This window comes from Bacillus sp. 123MFChir2, from assembly GCF_000383235.1.
GTDB lineage: Bacteria > Bacillota > Bacilli > Bacillales > Bacillaceae_G > Bacillus_A.
The window spans coordinates 17,775-36,582 of sequence record NZ_KB910945.1 but is presented as its reverse complement, the minus strand read 5'-3'; the positions used below and the strand labels follow the sequence as shown (position 1 = coordinate 36,582).

Sequence of the window (18,808 nt, the reverse complement as noted above, 5' to 3'; positions counted from 1 at the left end):
ATTCCCCCGAGTTTTAAGTATGAAAAAAAGATGTGCTCTTTGGCACACCTTTTACACAACCTTGTTACGATATAAAGAAATATGAAATATTGTTATTTGGATTAATAAAACGAAAAATAATAGGTATAGCGGATATTCTGGGATGTTTCGATTAAGTAGTGGATAAAAAACTAACGTGGCAGCTGCACAAGGTATAATAAACCATAATGAAAGAAGGGTAGTGCGGCACGCTTTCGCCGTCAATATTTCTTCTCGCTCATCTTCACTTGGAAATAATAACGGAAATATCCAAAATGATAATTTCTTATATTTCTTTTTTTGTACTTTGTAAGCAATGGGTATCACAACTCCTACAATCAGCATTACTGCGATTGGCGTTATATTCATCGTCACATACCACGTCTGCTTTTCAGTACGGATGATGTTTGCAAGTTCCGTCATGAGATGAAAATACTCAACAAACCCCCATCCTCCTAGAACAAGTATACCTATATTTATGATATAAGAAAGACAAATTCTATTCATTTTCTCTCTCCTCCTTTTGTAATACAAATACCTCTTCCATCTGCAAACCAAATACATCACAAATCATAAGCGCTAGTAATAATGATGGTACATAATCCCCCTTTTCAATAGCAGCGATTGTTTGTCTCGTTACCCCCACCTTTTCAGCCAATACACTTTGTGAAAAATGAAAACGGGCTCGCAGTTCTTTTACTCGATTGTAAATGGTCAATTTTACCACCTCTTACCATTATTGTATGCTAAACTTCACAAAATGTAAACTCAACTTAACATTTAATCATAAAAAAATCTACTTTGCTTTTGCAAAGTAGATTTTTACTTTAATCTAAAATGACAACACGAACTTTTCTTACACCCCAAGCACTAGAAGACGCTTTATCTGGCTTGAAAACATCAATTTTATATCCTTTAATAGCGCCACCTGTATCAGCAGCAATAGCTTCTCCATATCCTTCAACCCATACACGTGATAATGGCGGAATAACTGCTGGATCAACTGCAATTAATTTTAGATTTGGATTTGCTGTTAAATCATATCCTCCATATCTGGAGAATACATGCTCTCCTGGCTGTTTCCCATTTTCTGCTGGATCGTTCGTATAAGCTGTAGCTGTTACGAAAATTTCACGTCCTCCGCCTTTTGCTGGCTTTTCTGGAACTATATTGTTTACTGCCTGCGCTTGTGACTGTTCTTTCTGCGCTTTTTCACGATCTGCAGCTGCTTGTTGTTCACGAGCAATTGCATCTTGTACGCCCTTCATATCTGCTTCAATCTTTGATTTTTCTTGCGCAGCAAGTGTAAGCTGACTAGAAATTTGATTATATTTTGCTTGTACAGCTTGTAGATTATCTTGACGTTTCTTTAAGTTTTCTTGTAAATCAGCTTGTGCTTTTGCTAATTTTTGTTTATCGCCTTCTAAAGATTTTTCTTTTTCATCAATTACCTTTTTATCGGCTTCAATTTGACGAAGATCTTGTTCTTGTAAACGAAGAATCTCTTTATCGGCATCCATAATCGTAGAAACTGCAGTCATACGTTGCAGAAAATCTGCAATGTTTTTTGAATCTACAATTACTTCTACTACTAAACTTACATTTGAGCTGTCTTGAACAGAGACTATACGTTTTCTCATAATATCTTTACGCATAAGTACTTTTTCTTCTAAATTAATAATCTCGGTCTTTTTTTGCTCAATTTGTTTACGCGTTTCATCAATTTTACGCTGAATTGCATCTTGTTCTTCTTTATTTTTTGTAATTGTATTATTTAAGTCTGTTAATTCCTTTTGAATGCCTTCAATATCTTTCATTACAGCTTGTTTTTCTTGTTCTTTTTGCTGCATGTCATTATTATTATTTTGCAATTGCTGCTGCATGTTGTTTAATTTCTCGTCGTTTGACTCAGCTTTTACAGCAACTGTACCACTGAAACAAATAAATCCAGCTAATACAAGACTACTGATACGCTTAAAATAGTTCATAATCCGACTCCCTTCTCTTACATTTATACATGATTTGTTTTACAGTTTGTTTACAAACTCATTAAATACAGTTTATTTTTTATGACTAAATATAACGAATTATGAAAAAATTGTAATGAACTTATTTAATATTTTTTAATTTTTATATAGATATATTTAAAAATAGTGCTACAATTTCATTATAAAGTGAAACTTTAATCAGCGAGGTTTTTCTTCATCCCCTACTGATTATTAGCCATCACCAATCGGGCTTTTACGGGCAGTTTTCTACTTGTTCCTTTTTATTTATCTTAATTTTGGTATTTTTTCACCACAACCCGCAAATAGCGAGATGAAAAGAAAATTATAAAAGCTTGGAGAGAAGACTATGTTTACAAAAAGCAAATTACTAGAAAAAGAAATTGCTCAGTTACAAAATCAGGTACAGGAATTAGAACATCAGTTACATGAGAAAGAACAAGAACACCAAAAGATCATCACTTCATTACATGGAAATGTATTAGCTATTGTCAGTGAACATGAAGAAGTCAATCGCCAACATCATACGCTACAGAATTTAGTTCAACAGTTAAGTGACTGTTTTAGCAGCGTAACAACAAGTACAAACCGTTCCAACGAGCTGAACAATGATATGCTTCACAAAGAACAAGGGCTTATTCAAGCTATTGAAGAAATTGTAACATGTTCAAATGAAGGAAAAAATTCCGTTCATGGGTTACTTACTGTTATTAACAAGTTAGGTGAGCAGTCACAACGTACATCTAATAGTATGAATCACTTAAGTGAGCGTTCAAAAGAAATTGAACAAATTGTTGAAGTGATTCAAAATATCGCTGCTCAAACGAACTTACTTGCTTTAAATGCAAGTATTGAAGCTGCTCGTGCTGGTGAACATGGAAAAGGATTTGCAGTCGTTGCGAATGAAGTTCGAAAGCTTGCTGAAAGCACTGCTGAAAGTACAAAAAACATTGGAGATTTAACAAAGAAAATTCAAGAAGAAATTGAAAAAGCATATGAAAATACAAAAGATAATCTTCACCTTGTTGATGAAGGTGTTGAAGTAAGCGCAGATACAAATGCAAAAATCGAAAACATCTTAACAATGGTACAAACACTACAAACAGGCGCTACAAATGTGATTGAATCAATCGAACAGCAAAAACATTGTAACGAAGACGTATTACGTGAGTTTACAAGAACACAACAGATGTTCAAAAAAGTAAATGATACGATGGTAAAACATATCAATGACTCTCAAAAAGTAGATACAAAATTATCTACAAGCCTAGAAGCACTAATCGGAACAAAGAAATAACAAAAAAGCATGGAAGTCATATAGCTTCCATGCTTTTTAAAATTAATATACTTTCTTTTCCTGACAGTATAAGTGAATCACATGTTCATTTTTCTGAAACACATCATGTGTTATATTAACAATGCTAAAATTACGTTTTTCTTGCTCTTTCTCGTCTTTAAAAAAGACTTGTTCGCCTTCTTTAAATTGCCATGCACTATTAAACGTTGTTACATACTCTCCATTTACTAGAAACAGCTCATATTTCATCATTTGTGATTCCCCCTTATCCCGAATTAATTCTTAAAATTAAACTCATGCCATATCTAGATTATAAGCCGTTTAAAGGAGAATTCAATATAATTCTAAACATTAAGTAAGGTAACTTTAGTTCTTATGGAAGTATCACTTTATTCTTTCATTCAACCAAAAACATTTTCGCTAAATACGGATTTAAAAACATTGCTGTTGGATCTACTGTTTGTCTCAACTCTAGAAAATGAGGCAATTTAGGGTATACTTGTTGCAACGTATCATATTTCATTGTATGCATTTTGCCCCAATGCGGACGTCCTTCATACTTTTGAAAAATACGTTCTACTGCTTGAAAATATGATGTGTACTGCATCCCTTTGTACATGTGAACTGCAATATACGCAGAATCTCTTCCGTATGACGGACTCAACCAAATATCATCTTCTTTTGCGTAGCGACATTCAATAGGAAAATGTACTTGAAATTTTTTTTCGTAAATGAGATTATAAATTTCTTCTACTGCTTCTTTCATATATTCTGCTGGAATACTATATTCCATCTCATAGAAACGGACATTGCGGGCTGTTGCAAACACCTTATAACTTTGGCCTACGATTTTGGTATTTGGTACTCCCTTTGCTGATAATTGACTAACACTCTTACTAATAGAAGGAAAAAAACGACAACCCTCTGATAACAATGAAAAGGCCATATTTTCTATTAGGGCTGTTTTGAGTTTATGCCACTTTAACTCTCCTCCTACTTCCTCTGTTACGTTTGTAATTTTTACTTGAACATCGTCAGAATATGGAAAGATAAAAAACTCAAAATGACGATTTTTCTTATATTCTTCCAATTTACTCATAACAGTAGCAAATGATTCTTTTTTACTTTCATAAGCAAGTGAATATGCTGGAATGACTTTTAGTTTAACTTTCACAATAATCCCCAGCATGCCAAGCGACAATTGAAAACCCTTCCAATATTGTGGATATTCTTTTTCAGAACACGTAATCACTTCTCCTGATGCCAGAACAGCCGTTACTTCCACAACTTGTGTCGCTAAATTTCCAAATGAAATCCCCGTTCCATGCGTTCCTGTACTAATCGCTCCAGCAATAGACTGTGCATCAATATCCCCTAAATTCTCTTGTAATATTTCACCTAACTGAAACAACTTTGTACCTGCCCATACTTCTACGATTAATGTCTGTGAATTAATCTCAATCATCCCTTGTAATTTATCCAAAGAAATTAAAATCTCATCTGTTTGAACAAGCGATGTAAATGAATGACCTGAACCAACCACACGAATACGCTTTCCAGCTTCTTTTGCAAATTCTACAGCCTGGGTAACCTCTTCAATGCTTTTCGGATACATCGTATACTGCGGCACTCCCTGTACATTTCCTGTCCAATTCCTCCACCTCTGGCCCTTTATAGAAAGCATTCCCCGTCCCCCCGATATGTTCGATACTCTCCTACTACTTCACCATCAGAAATACGATATAAAGAAGAAAACCTTTCACACAACTCTCCTGCTTTACTATGCCGAAACACAATCCCCTCCCCAATTTCTAATTGGTCTGTTCCCTCATAGTAAACAGGTGTCTGCACTTCACCAGCTCCTTCTAATGGAAGTAATTTTGCTCCGTTTGGCATATACGGTTGCGGTTGCTTGTCCTTTCCAGTCGTTCCCGATGCAATATATCCTCCACCTAAACATGTATAAACATAAGGTTCTGGCTGGCGAACAATTGGTAATACAAATCCAACTGCTGGATCAAATGCAATGTCTTTATAATAATCAAAAAGCAACGGAGAATAAAAAGCGGACCCAACCGTAATTTCTGTAACAGACTCATCTTGAACAGTTGTCTTTATACTCCCTGTTCCTCCGCCATTTACAAAACGTAATGAAATTCCTTTTTGCCTTAATGCTTGTACAATGAACCCTCGTCTTTTTGTAACTTCTCTTACTGATCGTCTTTTTAAATAAGAAACCACTTTGTTTTGTAAGGTTTGTTTTGGTACATTATCCCCTACACCTGCGATCTGTGCTTCATAACCCATAACACCATCTATTTTCAAACAAGATGATTGTAAAACTCTATCTGCTACTTGTAGTACTTGTTCTGCGGTACGCAAAGGAGAGCGTTTTACTCCAAAATGAAAACCAAAAAAACGACTACTCATATCAATATCAAAACAAATACGAAACGTTCCTTCTACTTGTAATGCAATCTGCTCCAAATACAGAATGTGCTCTTCACAATCTACCATACAAGTAATCTTGTATCCTTGTTTTGTAAGTATACTTATTTTCTGCAAAGCCTCTTCATCCCAAACTGGATATCCAAGCAATAAATCATCAAATCCCTGTTCGATTAAAAATAGAACTTCCGCTGGTGAGTAACACATAATTCCTTGAAAACAAGAATGAGATTGTAAAATTTTCTTCATTACTGAAACAGAACGCAATGATTTACTCGCAATTCGAACACGTTTTCCCTTATGAAGCTGAATGATAGATTGAATATTTCTCTCTAATGCATCTTCATTAAGAAATGCACACGGCATTGAAATTCCTTGAAATGTTCTCCGATCCACATCTCCCTCTCCCCTCCCATATATTTCTTATATATATGGGAAAGAAAATGAAATTTTCCTTTTCAAAAGAAAAAAGTTTCTTCTTAAACACAATTACTTAGAGAGATGCAAAATGTAAAAAGAGAAATAGCAAATTCTCCCAAAAAACCTTGGGGGAAAGCTTTCTTTTTTGAAAAGAACTGAATTTGCGTTTATATACATATTTGTTTCCTAATTCGCTGGCAGCAAGACCTTCACTGAATAAACTGAAACCTTATTTTTAGTGGTATCACGTATGTTTTCCATTCTTTTTGAAAATGCTAGACTTCTTTTGACAATTTTATTATGGTAGATATTGTGCGGAAAAAAGCTCAAATTTGAGCGTTGGGGGTAATTTATGCAGATAAGTAAACAACAAAAACGCTTAATATTCTTCCTAACTGTTGTGCTAGTTGCAATATTCATATGCGTTACTTTGCAAAAGAAGAAAACAAGTTCGAATAAGTCTAATGATTATGTAGCGGATGTACATAGGGATAAAGATTCTAAAAATCCCAGTAAGAGCGACCCTTCTAAAGTAAAGGTTGAAAATAGTTTTTCTAACCAACCACTAAAAGAAGAGCCCTCGAATCCAGAAAATGAAAGTAGTATTCCGGAACAATCAATTGAGACAGATCGCATTAGTGATTTACCTCAAAATGAGAATAATAGAGATTCTACCGAAGTACAGAAAGAACCTATTTTCATTAAGTTAGAACAACAGAAGTCATTTTTACGAATGGCTTCTGTTTTATTATTGCAAGCTTCTATATTCCCCACCTACACTTTGTAAATAACTCATGAATCTCTCCTTCTTTTTAGGTAAGCGAGAGCATCTGGCCATGCATAGAAGCAGTCAATCCCTTTTCCTATCACATGCAAGGTTAAAAAAATTAAACTACCTGCCCCCGGTTGAGTATAGGGAACAGGTAGTATAGGTGTTTTATTCCTGTCTCACATCAGTGGCCCAGTTCAAGTTTAGAGGATGTTCTTTTGTTTATAAGGAATTACAAACATATACTTTTCATATTGAAAAGAACTATAGAAAAGTTGGATAAATCAGATAAGATGCTAATGATATTTTATTAACATGATGTTACTAATGTATATGCTATAAATAGTAAGGATAAAAAGATAAATATATCTAGTGTTAAAAAAATATATGATATTACTTTTATTTTTTTAGATTTATCATTTCTAATCATATATATAATAAATAGAATTGTAGTTGATTGAAATAAAATAGTAAAAAATATAAATATGGTAGAAAACAATACATTTGATAGAAATAAGGTATTTGCAATAAGTAAACAACTAATTACATTAAGAATAAATGTAGTTACTATAAAAATATACTTATAAACGTTTTTGATTTTAATCATCTACTTTGTCACCTTTTTTTATTTGATAATATAGTTGTTTATTTTTATGGTTATATATAAGTATTTTGTTATTGTTTTCGTCTACAATATAAACATCTTTTTCTTCCCAGTCTATTCCATGGGCTATATCTTTTTTAATAGAAAATAAAACATCTTTATTTTTAAAAGGAATTGAATTTCGATTAGCATGAATCTCTATTTCATGTTCTTTTATTTTGAAGCCATGATTTCCTGAATAACTGGAGAAAAAAGGTTTTAATTTACTATAAATATATAGGGTTTCCTTATTATCGGCTTCTTTATAAAAGTGTGAATTAATAACTTCTAGATCTGATGTTTTTATGTCTTTTGGTATAAGTAAAAAAGCAACAAGACAACAAAATATAACAACAATAGCAAACAAAGAATATATGTATATATAGGTCATCATTAAATATTTTTTGTAATTACTTTGTTTTATTATTTGATTCTGCAAATTTGAATCCTCCTTTAATAAAGAATCAATTGAAACATTAAATAGTTTGCTTAAGGCTAATAAATTTGTTAGATCAGGAAGACTTTTTCCTAGTTCCCATTTAGATATAACTTGTCTTGAAATAAATAATTGGTTGGCTACATCTTCTTGCGTCATTTTATTTATTAATCTTAAATGTTTTATCTTCTTTCCAATATTCATGTTTGTACCTCCTTTAATTACTCTAATTCATTCTAATATTAAATAGTAAGAAACGGGTCGTAGCATTACAATAAAAGGGTCTGCAACGATCTGTTGCAGACCCTTTTATTTTGATTTATCTTCTATTTTTGTAACTACTCAGCTATACCTTTTAGAAAAGAGTATGATTCTAGTGAAAATGTGTCTCTCTATTACTTATAAATTCATTTTTTGGCATATAGACTACTGTTATGCAAACAGGGCATGAAAAGGCACTGCCCCCTCCCTCTATACATGTGCAAATTTCCAAACATGCCAATCAATTTCATTGCGGAGAAAATTAGCATTATGTCATAATAGCACAAGAGAGGTGAAAGAGTTGAAATACTTTATTTATTTTATCGTTATCATCGCATTTTTCGATACATTTTCACAGTTACCAATTATGAGCACATATGCACAAAACCTTGGGGGAACTCCGCTTATTATTGGTCTTGTTGTTGGAATGTACTCGTTTGCTAATATGATTGGCAATATTATTGCAGGTGCATCTGTTGATAAATATGGAGCAAAAAAAGTTCTTTATGTTAGTATGGGCATTACAAGTTTCATAGTTTTATTGTATATCTTTGTTCAAAGCGGAGAACAACTGATTATCGTTCGTTTTCTGCACGGATTTAGTGACGGCTTCTTAATACCAGCTGCTTTCACTTTCTTATCCAAACAGTCAAAATCAAAAAAACAGGGGAAAGCAATGGCTTTATCTGGTGCAGCTGTTGGAGCAGCTGCTATCATCGGTCCTGCTTTTAGCGGGATTATGAAAGCGAAAGCTGGTATACACTGGGTCTTCATTACAATTTCTATTTTAATGATAGTAGGTACAGTGATCTCACTTTGCTTACTCCCAAACCATATAACAAGAACAAAAACATCACGGATGCAAATGATGAACAAAGAAGAGCTACTTGAATTATTGAAATTCGAACCACTATTACAAGCATATATCGGTGCTTTCACCTTAATGTTTTCACAAGGAATCGTCACATATATGTTACCTGTAAAAATAGCAGCCTTAGGACTAAAATCATCTACAACTGGAATGATGCTGAGTAGCTTTGGAATTACTGCTATCCTCTTCTTCTTACTACCAACAAATCGTATATATGATTTGTTTAACCGTCAAAAAATGATGATTATTGGTATTGCCGTGATGGCATTTGCACTTTCATTGCTTGGTATATTTACATCAAAGGGCATGCTTTTTATTGTCATGATAATTTACGGAATTGGATTTGCCATTCTCTTTCCTTCTATTAATGCCTTACTTGTTGAAAATACAACCGAAGACAATCGTGGAAAAGCATTTGGATTATTTTATGCATTCTTCTCATTAGGTGTTGTTGCTGGTTCATTTACAATTGGAGCAATCGGCGCCTCACCGAGCGTAAGCTTTATAACAGGAACAGCTTTCTTGCTTACCTTTGCTTCAACAATTTATGTGCGTGGCAGATTAAAAAAGACAATGATAGGATAGCCCCCATCATTGTCTTTTCATTTTAAGAAGCATATCCCGATTTTTTAGGTGGGCCCATGCAAGGTTTAAACCAAAAAGTCGTGATCATGCTGTATTTTGCGTAGTGACAACTTACATACTGAAAACTCAAACTGGCTATCTATAACAACAGGAGCCGTTATTGCTGTTCATAAACGGAATAACTTTCGACAATTCCCCCGGAAATATTTTTTCTCTCTGCATAACTCGATAAAATATTTAATTTACATTATGTTAATTCCCCTACTAATTATTAGTAGAAAAAACGTTTGTCTGTTCTCTTTAATGTTTCTAAGTTGTTGAATTCCGTCAAAGAGTCTTTATTTTGTGTCGAATCGCCGATATATTGTAAAATTCGCTGATAAATGATGCATTTGCGCTGGTATATCGAAAAAAGCGCCGATATTTCAATCTCATTAACAAAAAAAGTGGTTCAACGTATCCGTTGAACCACTTTTTTTATATTATTTTCCTTGTGTTTTTTCCCAGTCAGCTAAGAATTTCTCAATTCCTTGATCTGTTAATGGATGTTTCACTAATGAAGCGATAACATTTGCTGGAATTGTTGCGATATGTGCACCGTTTAACGCTGCTTCTGTTACGTGAACAGAGTGGCGTACAGATGCTGCAATGATTTCTGTTGGAATACCGTGAATCGCAAAGATATCAGCAATTTGACGAATTAAGTCCATGCCGTTATGACCGATATCATCTAAGCGACCTAAGAATGGAGATACGTACGTTGCACCAGCACGTGCTGCAAGTAATGCTTGTACTGCTGAGAATACTAATGTTACGTTTGTGCGAATTCCTAAATCAGAGAACGCTTTTACTGCTTTTAAACCTTCTGTTGTCATCGGTACCTTTACAACAACGTTTGGTGCGATTTTCGCTAATTCTTTTCCTTCTTCAATCATTTTAGCTGATTCTAAGCTAATAACCTCTGCACTTACAGGTCCTGTTACTACGCCGCAAATTTCGCGAATACGCTCATGGAAATCTACGCCTTCTTTTGCAACAAGAGATGGGTTCGTTGTCACACCTGCTAATACGCCAAGGTCATTTGCCTCTTTAATTTCGTCAATGTTTGCTGTATCAATAAAAAATTTCATGTTTTTTTCTTCCTTTCTGAATATAAGTATGTGTTTATTTTCTCTTAATACGGTCTAATTCAACCAAAATAATTTTTACTTTTTTCCTTTGCCACACTTACTACCGATGTAACTGCATTGGAATCGTTGAAATGTTACCGATTGCATATTGCCTTTAAAACGAGATTTTGTACATTAACTACTATTGTTTTACGGTAATATCCGTAAAGAACAGAAATATCAAAGCAATAACTAAAATGAATGGTCAGACGTCTGTCCATAAAAAAGAATGTAAAACTCCTCAAAACATCATTTTCGATAAAAGGTTCTACTTTTTCTTACTCAATGATGAGACCGTTTACAATTCCGATTGTAAGAACAGAAAATAATTCCACTCTTATTGCAGAGAATGAATCCATACCAACAATAAGTGTACGTCATAATGCTAAAATAGAACGTACCGATAAGTCAATACCTCTACAGCAAAATTACGCTAAAAGTCATAATTTAAAATGCATTTGACAGTTCAATATAAGCTAATTAAAACTTACCATCCTACAATCATCTGTACTTCTCGTAATTTATCTCTTGATGGCATACCACCTTGAGCTCCTAATTTTGTTACAGAAATCCCGGCTGCAATGTTTGCAAAATGAATCGCTTTTTGCAATTCTTCTCCCTCTGCAATCGCAACTGCTAATGCACCGTTAAATGTATCTCCAGCTCCTGTCGTATCGATAACTTCAACAGAAATGCTTGGTACATGAACCAGTTCTGCGCCATTATGGAATCGAACACCGTTTCCACCTTCTGTCATCAACAATTTATTGGGATATTTTTCAAGAAGTGATTCAATTGGTGATGTAAAGTCATCTAGGACAATTCGACATTCATGCTCATTTGGTGTAATATACGTTGCTTTTTGCAGTACTTCCTCTGGCAACTTTTGCGCTGGTGCTGGATTTAAAATGACGGGAATTTGATATTCTTCACAAATATTTAGTACATATTTCACTGTCTCAAGTGGAATTTCTAGCTGCAAAACAACCATATCTGCTTTCGTAAGAAGATCTGTTGCACGATTTACAGTTTGTTCGCTTACAAAACGATTTGCACCTTGTACAACAATGATGCTATTATCTTCTTCAGCCAATACGATATGAGCAATGCCTGTTGTTTCACTTGTTACTGTTTCTACATATTCGATAAAAATATGCTCATTCTCTAAGTTGTTTCGAACAAATTTTCCGTAATTATCATTTCCAATTGCTCCAACCATCGCAACATTTGCGCCTAAACGTGCTGCAGCGACAGCTTGGTTTGCACCTTTTCCACCTGGAACAGTATGAAATGATTCTCCAATTACTGTTTCACCGGCTTTCGGGCGTTTTTTTGAGATGGCAACTAAATCTACGGAAATACTGCCAACTACCACAATATTCGGCAATTGTTTTCCCTCCTTAATTTGTTGTATTTCGCTCTATAATTGAAATTGGTAAACGATAATGTTCTTCCTTTAATTGATGCCCTTGTATTTTCTTTACTAACAACTGTGTTGCAACTTTACCCATCTCATGTATAGGCTGGACGACAGTAGTGATAGCTAGATACATCATTTCTGCTAAAGAAATTCCATCAAATCATTTCCTGCTACAATCCCATCAATATTCGGATGTTTCTCAAGCAATTCATAAGCAACAGATACACCTGCTAGTTTCGCGACGTCTTTTATCGTAGACATTCTTTTCCCTCTTCATCATATGTAACCGTTTACGGAAATAATATAACGTATCCACTAAAATCCGTCAATTTTTTACATATAAAAAGCACCGCCACTACTGGCGATGCCCTTCTTTATGATGAAAAAGATACACTTGCCTCTTTTTCTTCTTTCTCTTCTACTTCACTCTTTTGTTCTTCTGCTCCCTTTTTACGATCAGAAAGATTAATTTTTTTCAAGAATAATGTAAATACAGCACCAACTAGAATAAATACTAATCCAGTTATAAATACATGGTGAAGAGAATCTAATAATGATGTCTTCAATACAGGCACAATGCTATTTGCAATTGGTTCTGGCAGTTTCTTCATTGCTTCTGGACTAAATAACATTGAATATAGCCCTTGTGGATCTGTATGAATCATATCTTTAAACTTCGTCACGATTTGCCCTGCTTGTGGTGGGAACGTATTCAGTACTGGCACTAATTTTTCTGTTAATACTGTACCGGATGTGTTATTCATAATGGAACCTAAAATCGTAATTCCAAATGTACCACCGATTTGACGGAAGAATTGGCTTGATGAAGTTACAACTCCAAGATCTTTTTTCGGGAAGCTTTCTTGTAATGCTAATGTTAAAGTTGGCATTACAAGACCCATTCCAAAACCAATAATCATCATATACAACGTTGCAACGAGCTTACTTGTATGCATATCCATTGTCGTTAACATTCCAAATCCGCCAGCCATAACTAGCATCCCAGTAATAATTTGTGGTTTTACTCCAACTTTTAACACAAGCTGACCGCCAATAATACTTGTGATAATCATCGTAATCATCATTGGCGTCATAATTGTTCCTGATTCAGCAGCACTTACACCGACAATGCCTTGCATAAAGAATGGAACAAACATGATTGCTCCGAACATTCCAATACTCATAAAGAAACCAATTGCATTTAATACTGTAAATGTACGATTTTTAAAGAAATGGACAGGTAAAATCGGTTCTTTCGCTTTTCGCTCAACCATCACAAAGCTTACAAGGCCAATGATCGCAAGCGCAAATAAACCAATAATTTGCCAAGAATCCCAGGCGTAGTCTTTTCCGCCAAATGTTAATGCTAATAATAAGCTCACAACACCGACAATCATCGTGAAAATACCAGCGATGTCAATTTGAATTGGCCCCGTTTGTTTCGTCCCTTTTAAGCCCATTGCGATAAAGATGGTCGCTAAAATTCCAACTGGTAAGTTAATGTAGAATACCCATCTCCAGTTCATTGAATCAACAATCCAACCACCAATTTGCGGACCAATGACAGAAGCAAGACCATAAAGCGCTCCGAAAACCCCTTGCCATTTCGCACGTTCTTTTCCTGTAAACATATCCCCGATGATAATCATAGCCATCGGCATCATAATACCGCCGCCAAGCCCTTGAATAGCACGGAAAATAATTAATTCTGTCATACCATTTGCCATACCACAAAGCGCAGAACCAATCATAAAGACGATTAATCCTGTCATATATACAGTGCGGCGACCTAATAAATCGGCTAATTTACCAGCGATTGGTACAACCGTTGTTGATGATAACATATATGCTGTTGTTAACCATGTCATTAAACTTAATCCGCCAAGTTCACCGACAATACGCGGCATTGCTGTACCAACGATTGTTCCGTCTAATGCAGCAAATAGCATCGCGATAACTAAACCAATTAACAACAACGTTCTATTTTGATTTGCTTGTTGTTCCATATAATCTCCTCAACTCTCTTTAGTTTGTCTCTTTCTTCTCTGATGATTGACAAATAATTGCTTCTAGTTTTTCAAATAATCGCAACAAGTCTTCTCTCTCTTGTACTTCTAATTCGGAAAAGTACTTGGCAATATGTTGATTACGAGCAATCATTGCCTCTTCTAGAACAGCTTTCCCCTTTGCCGTTAACTCAATTACAACCACGCGGCGATCATTTTCATCGTGATAACGCAAAACCAATTCGTGATCGATTAAACGATCAATCATTACTGTAATTGCACTCGGTTTCACATACATTTTCCTCGCTAATGTTGTTGCTCTTGATGCACCGTAATGATCTAAAATTTTTAAAATGTAAAATTGCGGTGGTGTTAATCCAGATGACTGTAATTTCGCTAATAACTCCGTTTGCAATTTCTTGCTAATAGAAAATGCAAGAGCTTGAATTTTATCTATATGAGTCATGTCATTTTGCATATTTTCTACCCCTTATTTAAACAATGAAATATTTAACGCCTTTAAATATTAATATCCGTAACTAATAATGTCAATCATTTTGTTTATTACAAAACTTCGTAATTTTTTCAGTAAAAAAATTACATAAAACCCCCCCTTTTTTAGTGGGGGCGAGAGCATCTGGCCATACACAGAAGCGGTTAGGGCCTTTTCCTGCCACATGCCGGGTTTTAAACAAAAAGAACAAGCAAGTAGGAGGGCATGTTGTATTTTGCATAGCAGCGACTTATAAAGCGACTGTTTAGAAGACAGAGCTAAACAAAGATGTGGAGAAATGAAAATGAATTTATATAAATGAAGTACTAGGATGATTTTTCCCATAACAAAAAGACTACCATTGCTATGTATCCAAAACATAGCAATGGTAGTCTGTACTTGTTTATCCCGCTATTCGTGGGCAGTTACTCCCACCTCAAAATTCATCGAAAGCATTGTCCAGCTCTAGCGGCTAAAATCTCTGGTCGTTTCGCCCCCACTGATTAAAGTTTCACTTTATGAAATCAATTCAATTGTTTCAATAATTTCAATGCTGTCCTTCACAGATTGAACAATTGTACAATTTTTCATCGCAAGTTCTAACGCCTTTTCTAACTGTTCTTGCGTGATTCTTTCTGCCTTTATTTTATAGTGTATGTGAACACTCTTTACTGGTTTTGACAATGTCTCACTTCTTATTATTTCTGTTTCCATTGTAAATTCATGATACGTAATACGTTTTTTTTCTAAGATCGTTCGAAATACAATGGCACTGCACCCTGCAATTGAAGAAATAAGAAGTTCTAATGGTGTATACCCATTCTCTTTTCCAATTTGCAATTCACCATATGGAACTTTCGTTATAATTTTATCGCGCTTTACTATTAGTTGCATATGTATTCTCCATTTCCATTTTTACCTTTTGCTGTCTCTTTTTATTTATATAATAATATATGTAGCAAAAAATAATAAATGGAATACCGCAATATAATGCCATGCGCTGTTCTGGGATGAAAGCTAAGCTAACCACAACAATGCTGTTTAAAACAAGCGCCGCAATTGGAACAATTGGATATAATGGTGTCTTATATTTTAAATCCTCTAGCTTTCCACCGTTCTTTACATATTGCTGTCTAAATCGAATTTGTGAAAATGCGATAATAATCCAACTCGCCACCGCAGATAATCCGGCAATCGATAGTAAATACATGTATACAGTACTTTCTGCGAATACGCTTGTTAATAACGATAGCCCTGCAATAATCATCGTCACAGCCAATGCTGTAATCGGGATCCCTCTTTTATTCACCTTCTTAAAGGAAGCTGGTGCCATTCCCTCATTTGCTAGCGACCATAATATACGTGTTGCTGCATATAATCCAGAGTTTGCTACCGATAATAGAGCAGTAATAATAACAAAGTTCATAATGTCCGCTGCATATGGAATACCAATTTTATCAAAAACAACAACAAATGGACTTTCAATCACTCCTGCTTCTTTCCAAGAAATTAATCCTACTAAAATTGTGATTGTTAAAATAAAGAACAACATAATTCTCCACACTGTATTACGAATCGCACGTGGAATTGTTTTTTCTGGTTCCTTACTTTCACCTGCCGCAATCCCAATTAACTCTGTTCCTTGGAAAGAGAAATTTACCGTGATCATCGTGAGCAATACCGCTCCTACACCGTTTGGAAATAGTCCCCCATCATGTACGAAGTTAGAAAAAAGCGGTGCTGCTTCTTTTCCATCGTATGGTAAGAACCCAAGCAATGCACTTCCACCAAGAACTATAAACGCAAGAATCGTAATTACTTTAATGCTTGAAAACCAAAATTCTAGTTCTGCATAACTTTTTGCTGATACTGCATTTGAGATAAATAAAAGTACTCCGAACACAAGGCACCATACCCAAACATTCACATCTGGAAACCATCTCTTCATCATTAAACCAATTGACGTTAATTCTAAACCAACCGTTACAGCCCACCCTAACCAATACAGCCAGCCAATCATAAATCCTGTTCCAGGTCCGATAAATTTCGTCGCATATTTTTGAAATGACCCCGAAACGGGCATGGCAACTGTTAGTTCACCAAGGCAAAGCATCGTTAAATACATAATTAAACCACCGACTAAGTACGAAAGGATCGCTCCTCCTGGTCCTGCTTGATTAATTGTATATCCTGATCCGAGAAAGAAACCTGTCCCGATTACTCCTCCAAGTGCAATCATAAATAAATGTCTACTCTTCATTGTACGATGTAATTGCTCATTCGTTGTCTGATTCATCTTCTTCCTCCCCTTGAATACCCCTTTGAATTTTAAAATTTTCTGATAATAAAAAATATACAATAAAGCGTTTACAATTTCTATATAAAATTAAAATTTTTCTAAAAAAATAACTCTTGCATAAAATACAATGCAAGAGTTATCTACTTTCCAATCGCCTTGAAAAAAGAGACAAACTATAATTTACAATAAAATACATACAGGCAACTAGCAGGAAAGTTGGAATCATATAATTTACATTTTGACCGTTTATAATTTGAGCATTATGCATTAATTCTGGCAATGAAATGACAACTGCCAACGATGTATCTTTTAATAGAGATATGAACTGACTGACAAGGGGCGGCACCATACGCCGCAATGCTTGGGGTAAAATAATGTGCTGCAGCGTTTGGACATACGATAACCCTGACGCACGCGCTGCTTCAATTTGCCCTTTCTCAATTGAAAATAAACCACTGCGAACAATTTCTGATATCATCGCTGCTTCAAATATTGTCAAAGCCACAATAGCCGCCGTTGTAATTTCTAATTTCAGCCCCGCTTCTGGGAGCGCAAAATACGTAAAGAATATAATTAATAACAACGGTAAATTACGAATGAGCTCCACAATAAACGCAAGTATCGTTGATACAACCGGTATTTTCGCATATCTAAGCGTACCGATAACGCTACCAATGATAAAACTAAGGAAGATTGCGATAAGGGCGATTTCTAACGTAACAAGTAATCCTTTTAATAAAAAAATAATATGATCCCCTGTATAAGCACCTCGAAAATCCATTTACACAGCTCCTTTCGCCAAGTGTTTCTCTAAGTATCGAACACCCATGCTAAGCGGAACTGTTAAAAGTAAATAAAACATCCCAACAAAGATATAAACATCAAATGTGACAAATGTTCTTGTAGAGATTAAATCGCCTTGATACATTAAGTCCGCCCCTGCGATAATACCTAGTATAGAAGAGTTCTTCACTAAATTTAGAAATTGATTACCTAGCGGCGGAATTACAATTTTTATCGCTTGCGGCAAAATGACATAATACATCGCTTGTACATACGTTAAGCCAGAAGAACGAGCTGCTTCCATCTGTCCTTTCGGAATTGATAAAATTCCCGCCCGAATCGCCTCTGTAATAAAAGCCGCTGTATATATCGTAAGGGCAGTTGTTCCAGCAACAAAGCCGCTTAATGTAACGCCAATTACCGGAAAAGCAAAATAAAAAGCAAATGCAATGAGAACTAAAGGGATATTCCGAATAAACTCTACATACGTTGCACCAATCCAATTTAAAACGCGAATTGGTGCAATTCGCATCACTGCGATGATGATACCAAGAATAAAACTACCAATTAACGCAATCAAACTAGACAGCAACGTATATTTGAATCCCTCTAAATACAAATCTAGATTATTTGAGAGAATCGAAAAATCGGGCACAAACTCTCCCCCCTCTTTCTTAATATATAGATGCAAATTGAAAAACTAATATAAAAACCCTCTTCTTTTTCGGTGGGCGAGAGCAACTGGCCATGCATAGAGGCGGTCAGTTCCTTTTCCTGCCACGTGCAAAGTTTAAAACAAAGATAGACAGCAAGTAGCGGCCATGTTTTGTTCTGCATAGCGGCGACTTAGATGTTAAAAAGTCAACTTGTATTTATATAATAAG

17 protein-coding genes and 2 pseudogenes are annotated in these 18,808 nt (G+C 35.1%); 3 read left to right on the top strand and 16 right to left on the bottom strand.

Annotated elements, in window-relative coordinates; all coding sequences use genetic code 11:
* Positions 1 to 51: 51 nt before the first annotated feature.
* The 3 genes from H280_RS0112795 to H280_RS0112785 form a co-directional block, all read right to left on the bottom strand.
* Complete coding sequence (locus tag H280_RS0112795) at positions 52 to 525, bottom strand: hypothetical protein (RefSeq protein ID WP_020061525.1); 474 nt, start codon at positions 523 to 525, stop codon at positions 52 to 54.
* Positions 518 to 745, bottom strand: coding sequence for a helix-turn-helix transcriptional regulator (locus H280_RS0112790; RefSeq protein WP_081625655.1), 228 nt, complete (start codon positions 743 to 745; stop codon positions 518 to 520). The genes H280_RS0112795 and H280_RS0112790 overlap by 8 nt, the downstream gene beginning before the upstream one ends.
* 100 nt (positions 746 to 845) lie before the next feature.
* The gene (locus H280_RS0112785; RefSeq protein ID WP_020061523.1) at positions 846 to 2,006 is read right to left on the bottom strand and encodes a 3D domain-containing protein; all 1,161 of its coding nucleotides are present in this window, start codon (positions 2,004 to 2,006) and stop codon (positions 846 to 848) included.
* Positions 2,007 to 2,799: 793 nt separating this feature from the next.
* Here H280_RS0112785 and H280_RS27020 point away from each other — a divergent pair.
* A pseudogene (locus H280_RS27020) lies at positions 2,800 to 3,321 on the top strand (methyl-accepting chemotaxis protein); the annotation flags it as partial.
* A gap of 42 nt (positions 3,322 to 3,363) precedes the next feature.
* Here the strand turns inward: H280_RS27020 and H280_RS0112775 are convergent.
* The 3 genes from H280_RS0112775 to H280_RS0112765 form a co-directional block, all read right to left on the bottom strand.
* Complete coding sequence (locus tag H280_RS0112775; protein WP_028411216.1) at positions 3,364 to 3,570, bottom strand: hypothetical protein; 207 nt, start codon at positions 3,568 to 3,570, stop codon at positions 3,364 to 3,366.
* Between the two features lie 148 nt (positions 3,571 to 3,718).
* Complete coding sequence (locus H280_RS0112770) at positions 3,719 to 5,005, bottom strand: D-arabinono-1,4-lactone oxidase (protein WP_020061520.1); 1,287 nt, start codon at positions 5,003 to 5,005, stop codon at positions 3,719 to 3,721.
* The gene (locus H280_RS0112765; RefSeq protein WP_020061519.1) at positions 4,993 to 6,165 is read right to left on the bottom strand and encodes an amino acid deaminase/aldolase; all 1,173 of its coding nucleotides are present in this window, start codon (positions 6,163 to 6,165) and stop codon (positions 4,993 to 4,995) included. The genes H280_RS0112770 and H280_RS0112765 overlap by 13 nt, the downstream gene beginning before the upstream one ends.
* Before the next feature lie 376 nt (positions 6,166 to 6,541).
* Between H280_RS0112765 and H280_RS0112760 the strand changes: the two genes are divergently transcribed.
* The gene (locus H280_RS0112760; protein WP_020061518.1) at positions 6,542 to 6,976 is read left to right on the top strand and encodes a hypothetical protein; all 435 of its coding nucleotides are present in this window, start codon (positions 6,542 to 6,544) and stop codon (positions 6,974 to 6,976) included.
* 581 nt (positions 6,977 to 7,557) lie between these two features.
* Here H280_RS0112760 and H280_RS0112750 read toward each other — a convergent pair.
* Positions 7,558 to 8,241 carry a helix-turn-helix domain-containing protein gene (locus H280_RS0112750; RefSeq protein ID WP_020061516.1) on the bottom strand — a complete coding sequence of 228 codons (684 nt, stop codon included), beginning with the start codon at positions 8,239 to 8,241 and terminating at the stop codon, positions 7,558 to 7,560.
* Between the two features lie 358 nt (positions 8,242 to 8,599).
* Between H280_RS0112750 and H280_RS0112745 the strand changes: the two genes are divergently transcribed.
* Positions 8,600 to 9,754: an MFS transporter gene (locus H280_RS0112745; protein WP_020061515.1), complete on the top strand. Its 1,155-nt coding sequence runs from the start codon at positions 8,600 to 8,602 to the stop codon at positions 9,752 to 9,754.
* A gap of 482 nt (positions 9,755 to 10,236) precedes the next feature.
* Here the strand turns inward: H280_RS0112745 and fsa are convergent, their stop codons facing one another.
* The 9 genes and pseudogenes from fsa to H280_RS0112695 all read right to left on the bottom strand — a co-directional run bounded on the left by fsa (position 10,237) and on the right by H280_RS0112695 (position 18,579).
* A complete protein-coding gene (gene fsa / locus H280_RS0112740; RefSeq protein ID WP_020061514.1) occupies positions 10,237 to 10,884 on the bottom strand; it encodes a fructose-6-phosphate aldolase in 648 nt (215 codons plus the stop codon).
* Between the two features lie 526 nt (positions 10,885 to 11,410).
* Positions 11,411 to 12,310, bottom strand: a complete 900-nt coding sequence (rbsK, locus tag H280_RS0112735) for a ribokinase (protein WP_020061513.1) — start codon at positions 12,308 to 12,310, stop codon at positions 11,411 to 11,413.
* Between the two features lie 13 nt (positions 12,311 to 12,323).
* Positions 12,324 to 12,562, bottom strand: a pseudogene (locus H280_RS25070) (substrate-binding domain-containing protein); the annotation flags it as partial.
* A 155-nt stretch (positions 12,563 to 12,717) separates the two neighbouring features.
* On the bottom strand, positions 12,718 to 14,349 hold the full coding sequence (locus H280_RS0112725) for an MDR family MFS transporter (RefSeq protein ID WP_020061511.1): 1,632 nt from the start codon (positions 14,347 to 14,349) through the stop codon (positions 12,718 to 12,720).
* A gap of 19 nt (positions 14,350 to 14,368) precedes the next feature.
* Entirely contained in the window at positions 14,369 to 14,827 is a 459-nt protein-coding gene (locus tag H280_RS0112720) for a MarR family winged helix-turn-helix transcriptional regulator (protein WP_020061510.1), read from the bottom strand.
* A gap of 531 nt (positions 14,828 to 15,358) precedes the next feature.
* On the bottom strand, positions 15,359 to 15,736 hold the full coding sequence (locus tag H280_RS0112710) for an OsmC family protein (RefSeq protein ID WP_020061509.1): 378 nt from the start codon (positions 15,734 to 15,736) through the stop codon (positions 15,359 to 15,361).
* Positions 15,711 to 17,138 carry an amino acid permease gene (locus tag H280_RS0112705; RefSeq protein WP_020061508.1) on the bottom strand — a complete coding sequence of 476 codons (1,428 nt, stop codon included), beginning with the start codon at positions 17,136 to 17,138 and terminating at the stop codon, positions 15,711 to 15,713. Before H280_RS0112705 ends, H280_RS0112710 begins: the two co-directional genes overlap by 26 nt.
* 139 nt (positions 17,139 to 17,277) lie before the next feature.
* Positions 17,278 to 17,922 (bottom strand): amino acid ABC transporter permease, encoded by a 645-nt coding sequence (locus H280_RS0112700; protein WP_020061507.1) that lies wholly within the window; start codon positions 17,920 to 17,922, stop codon positions 17,278 to 17,280.
* On the bottom strand, positions 17,923 to 18,579 hold the full coding sequence (locus H280_RS0112695) for an amino acid ABC transporter permease (protein WP_020061506.1): 657 nt from the start codon (positions 18,577 to 18,579) through the stop codon (positions 17,923 to 17,925).
* Between the last annotated feature and the right edge of the window lie 229 nt (positions 18,580 to 18,808).

What these genes read in the sequence shown, in the direction of transcription:
- H280_RS0112795 (WP_020061525.1), bottom strand. Translation starts at nt 525, where the DNA reads ATGAATAGAATTTGTCTTTCTTATATCATAAATATAGGTATACTTGTT.
- fsa (WP_020061514.1), bottom strand. Translation starts at nt 10,884, where the DNA reads ATGAAATTTTTTATTGATACAGCAAACATTGACGAAATTAAAGAGGCA.
- H280_RS0112705 (WP_020061508.1), bottom strand. Translation starts at nt 17,138, where the DNA reads ATGAATCAGACAACGAATGAGCAATTACATCGTACAATGAAGAGTAGA.
- H280_RS0112770 (WP_020061520.1), bottom strand. Translation starts at nt 5,005, where the DNA reads ATGCTTTCTATAAAGGGCCAGAGGTGGAGGAATTGGACAGGAAATGTA.
- H280_RS0112785 (WP_020061523.1), bottom strand. Translation starts at nt 2,006, where the DNA reads ATGAACTATTTTAAGCGTATCAGTAGTCTTGTATTAGCTGGATTTATT.
- H280_RS0112775 (WP_028411216.1), bottom strand. Translation starts at nt 3,570, where the DNA reads ATGAAATATGAGCTGTTTCTAGTAAATGGAGAGTATGTAACAACGTTT.
- H280_RS0112720 (WP_020061510.1), bottom strand. Translation starts at nt 14,827, where the DNA reads ATGCAAAATGACATGACTCATATAGATAAAATTCAAGCTCTTGCATTT.
- H280_RS0112710 (WP_020061509.1), bottom strand. Translation starts at nt 15,736, where the DNA reads ATGCAACTAATAGTAAAGCGCGATAAAATTATAACGAAAGTTCCATAT.
- H280_RS0112700 (WP_020061507.1), bottom strand. Translation starts at nt 17,922, where the DNA reads ATGGATTTTCGAGGTGCTTATACAGGGGATCATATTATTTTTTTATTA.
- H280_RS0112725 (WP_020061511.1), bottom strand. Translation starts at nt 14,349, where the DNA reads ATGGAACAACAAGCAAATCAAAATAGAACGTTGTTGTTAATTGGTTTA.
- H280_RS0112760 (WP_020061518.1), top strand. Translation starts at nt 6,542, where the DNA reads ATGCAGATAAGTAAACAACAAAAACGCTTAATATTCTTCCTAACTGTT.
- H280_RS0112750 (WP_020061516.1), bottom strand. Translation starts at nt 8,241, where the DNA reads ATGAATATTGGAAAGAAGATAAAACATTTAAGATTAATAAATAAAATG.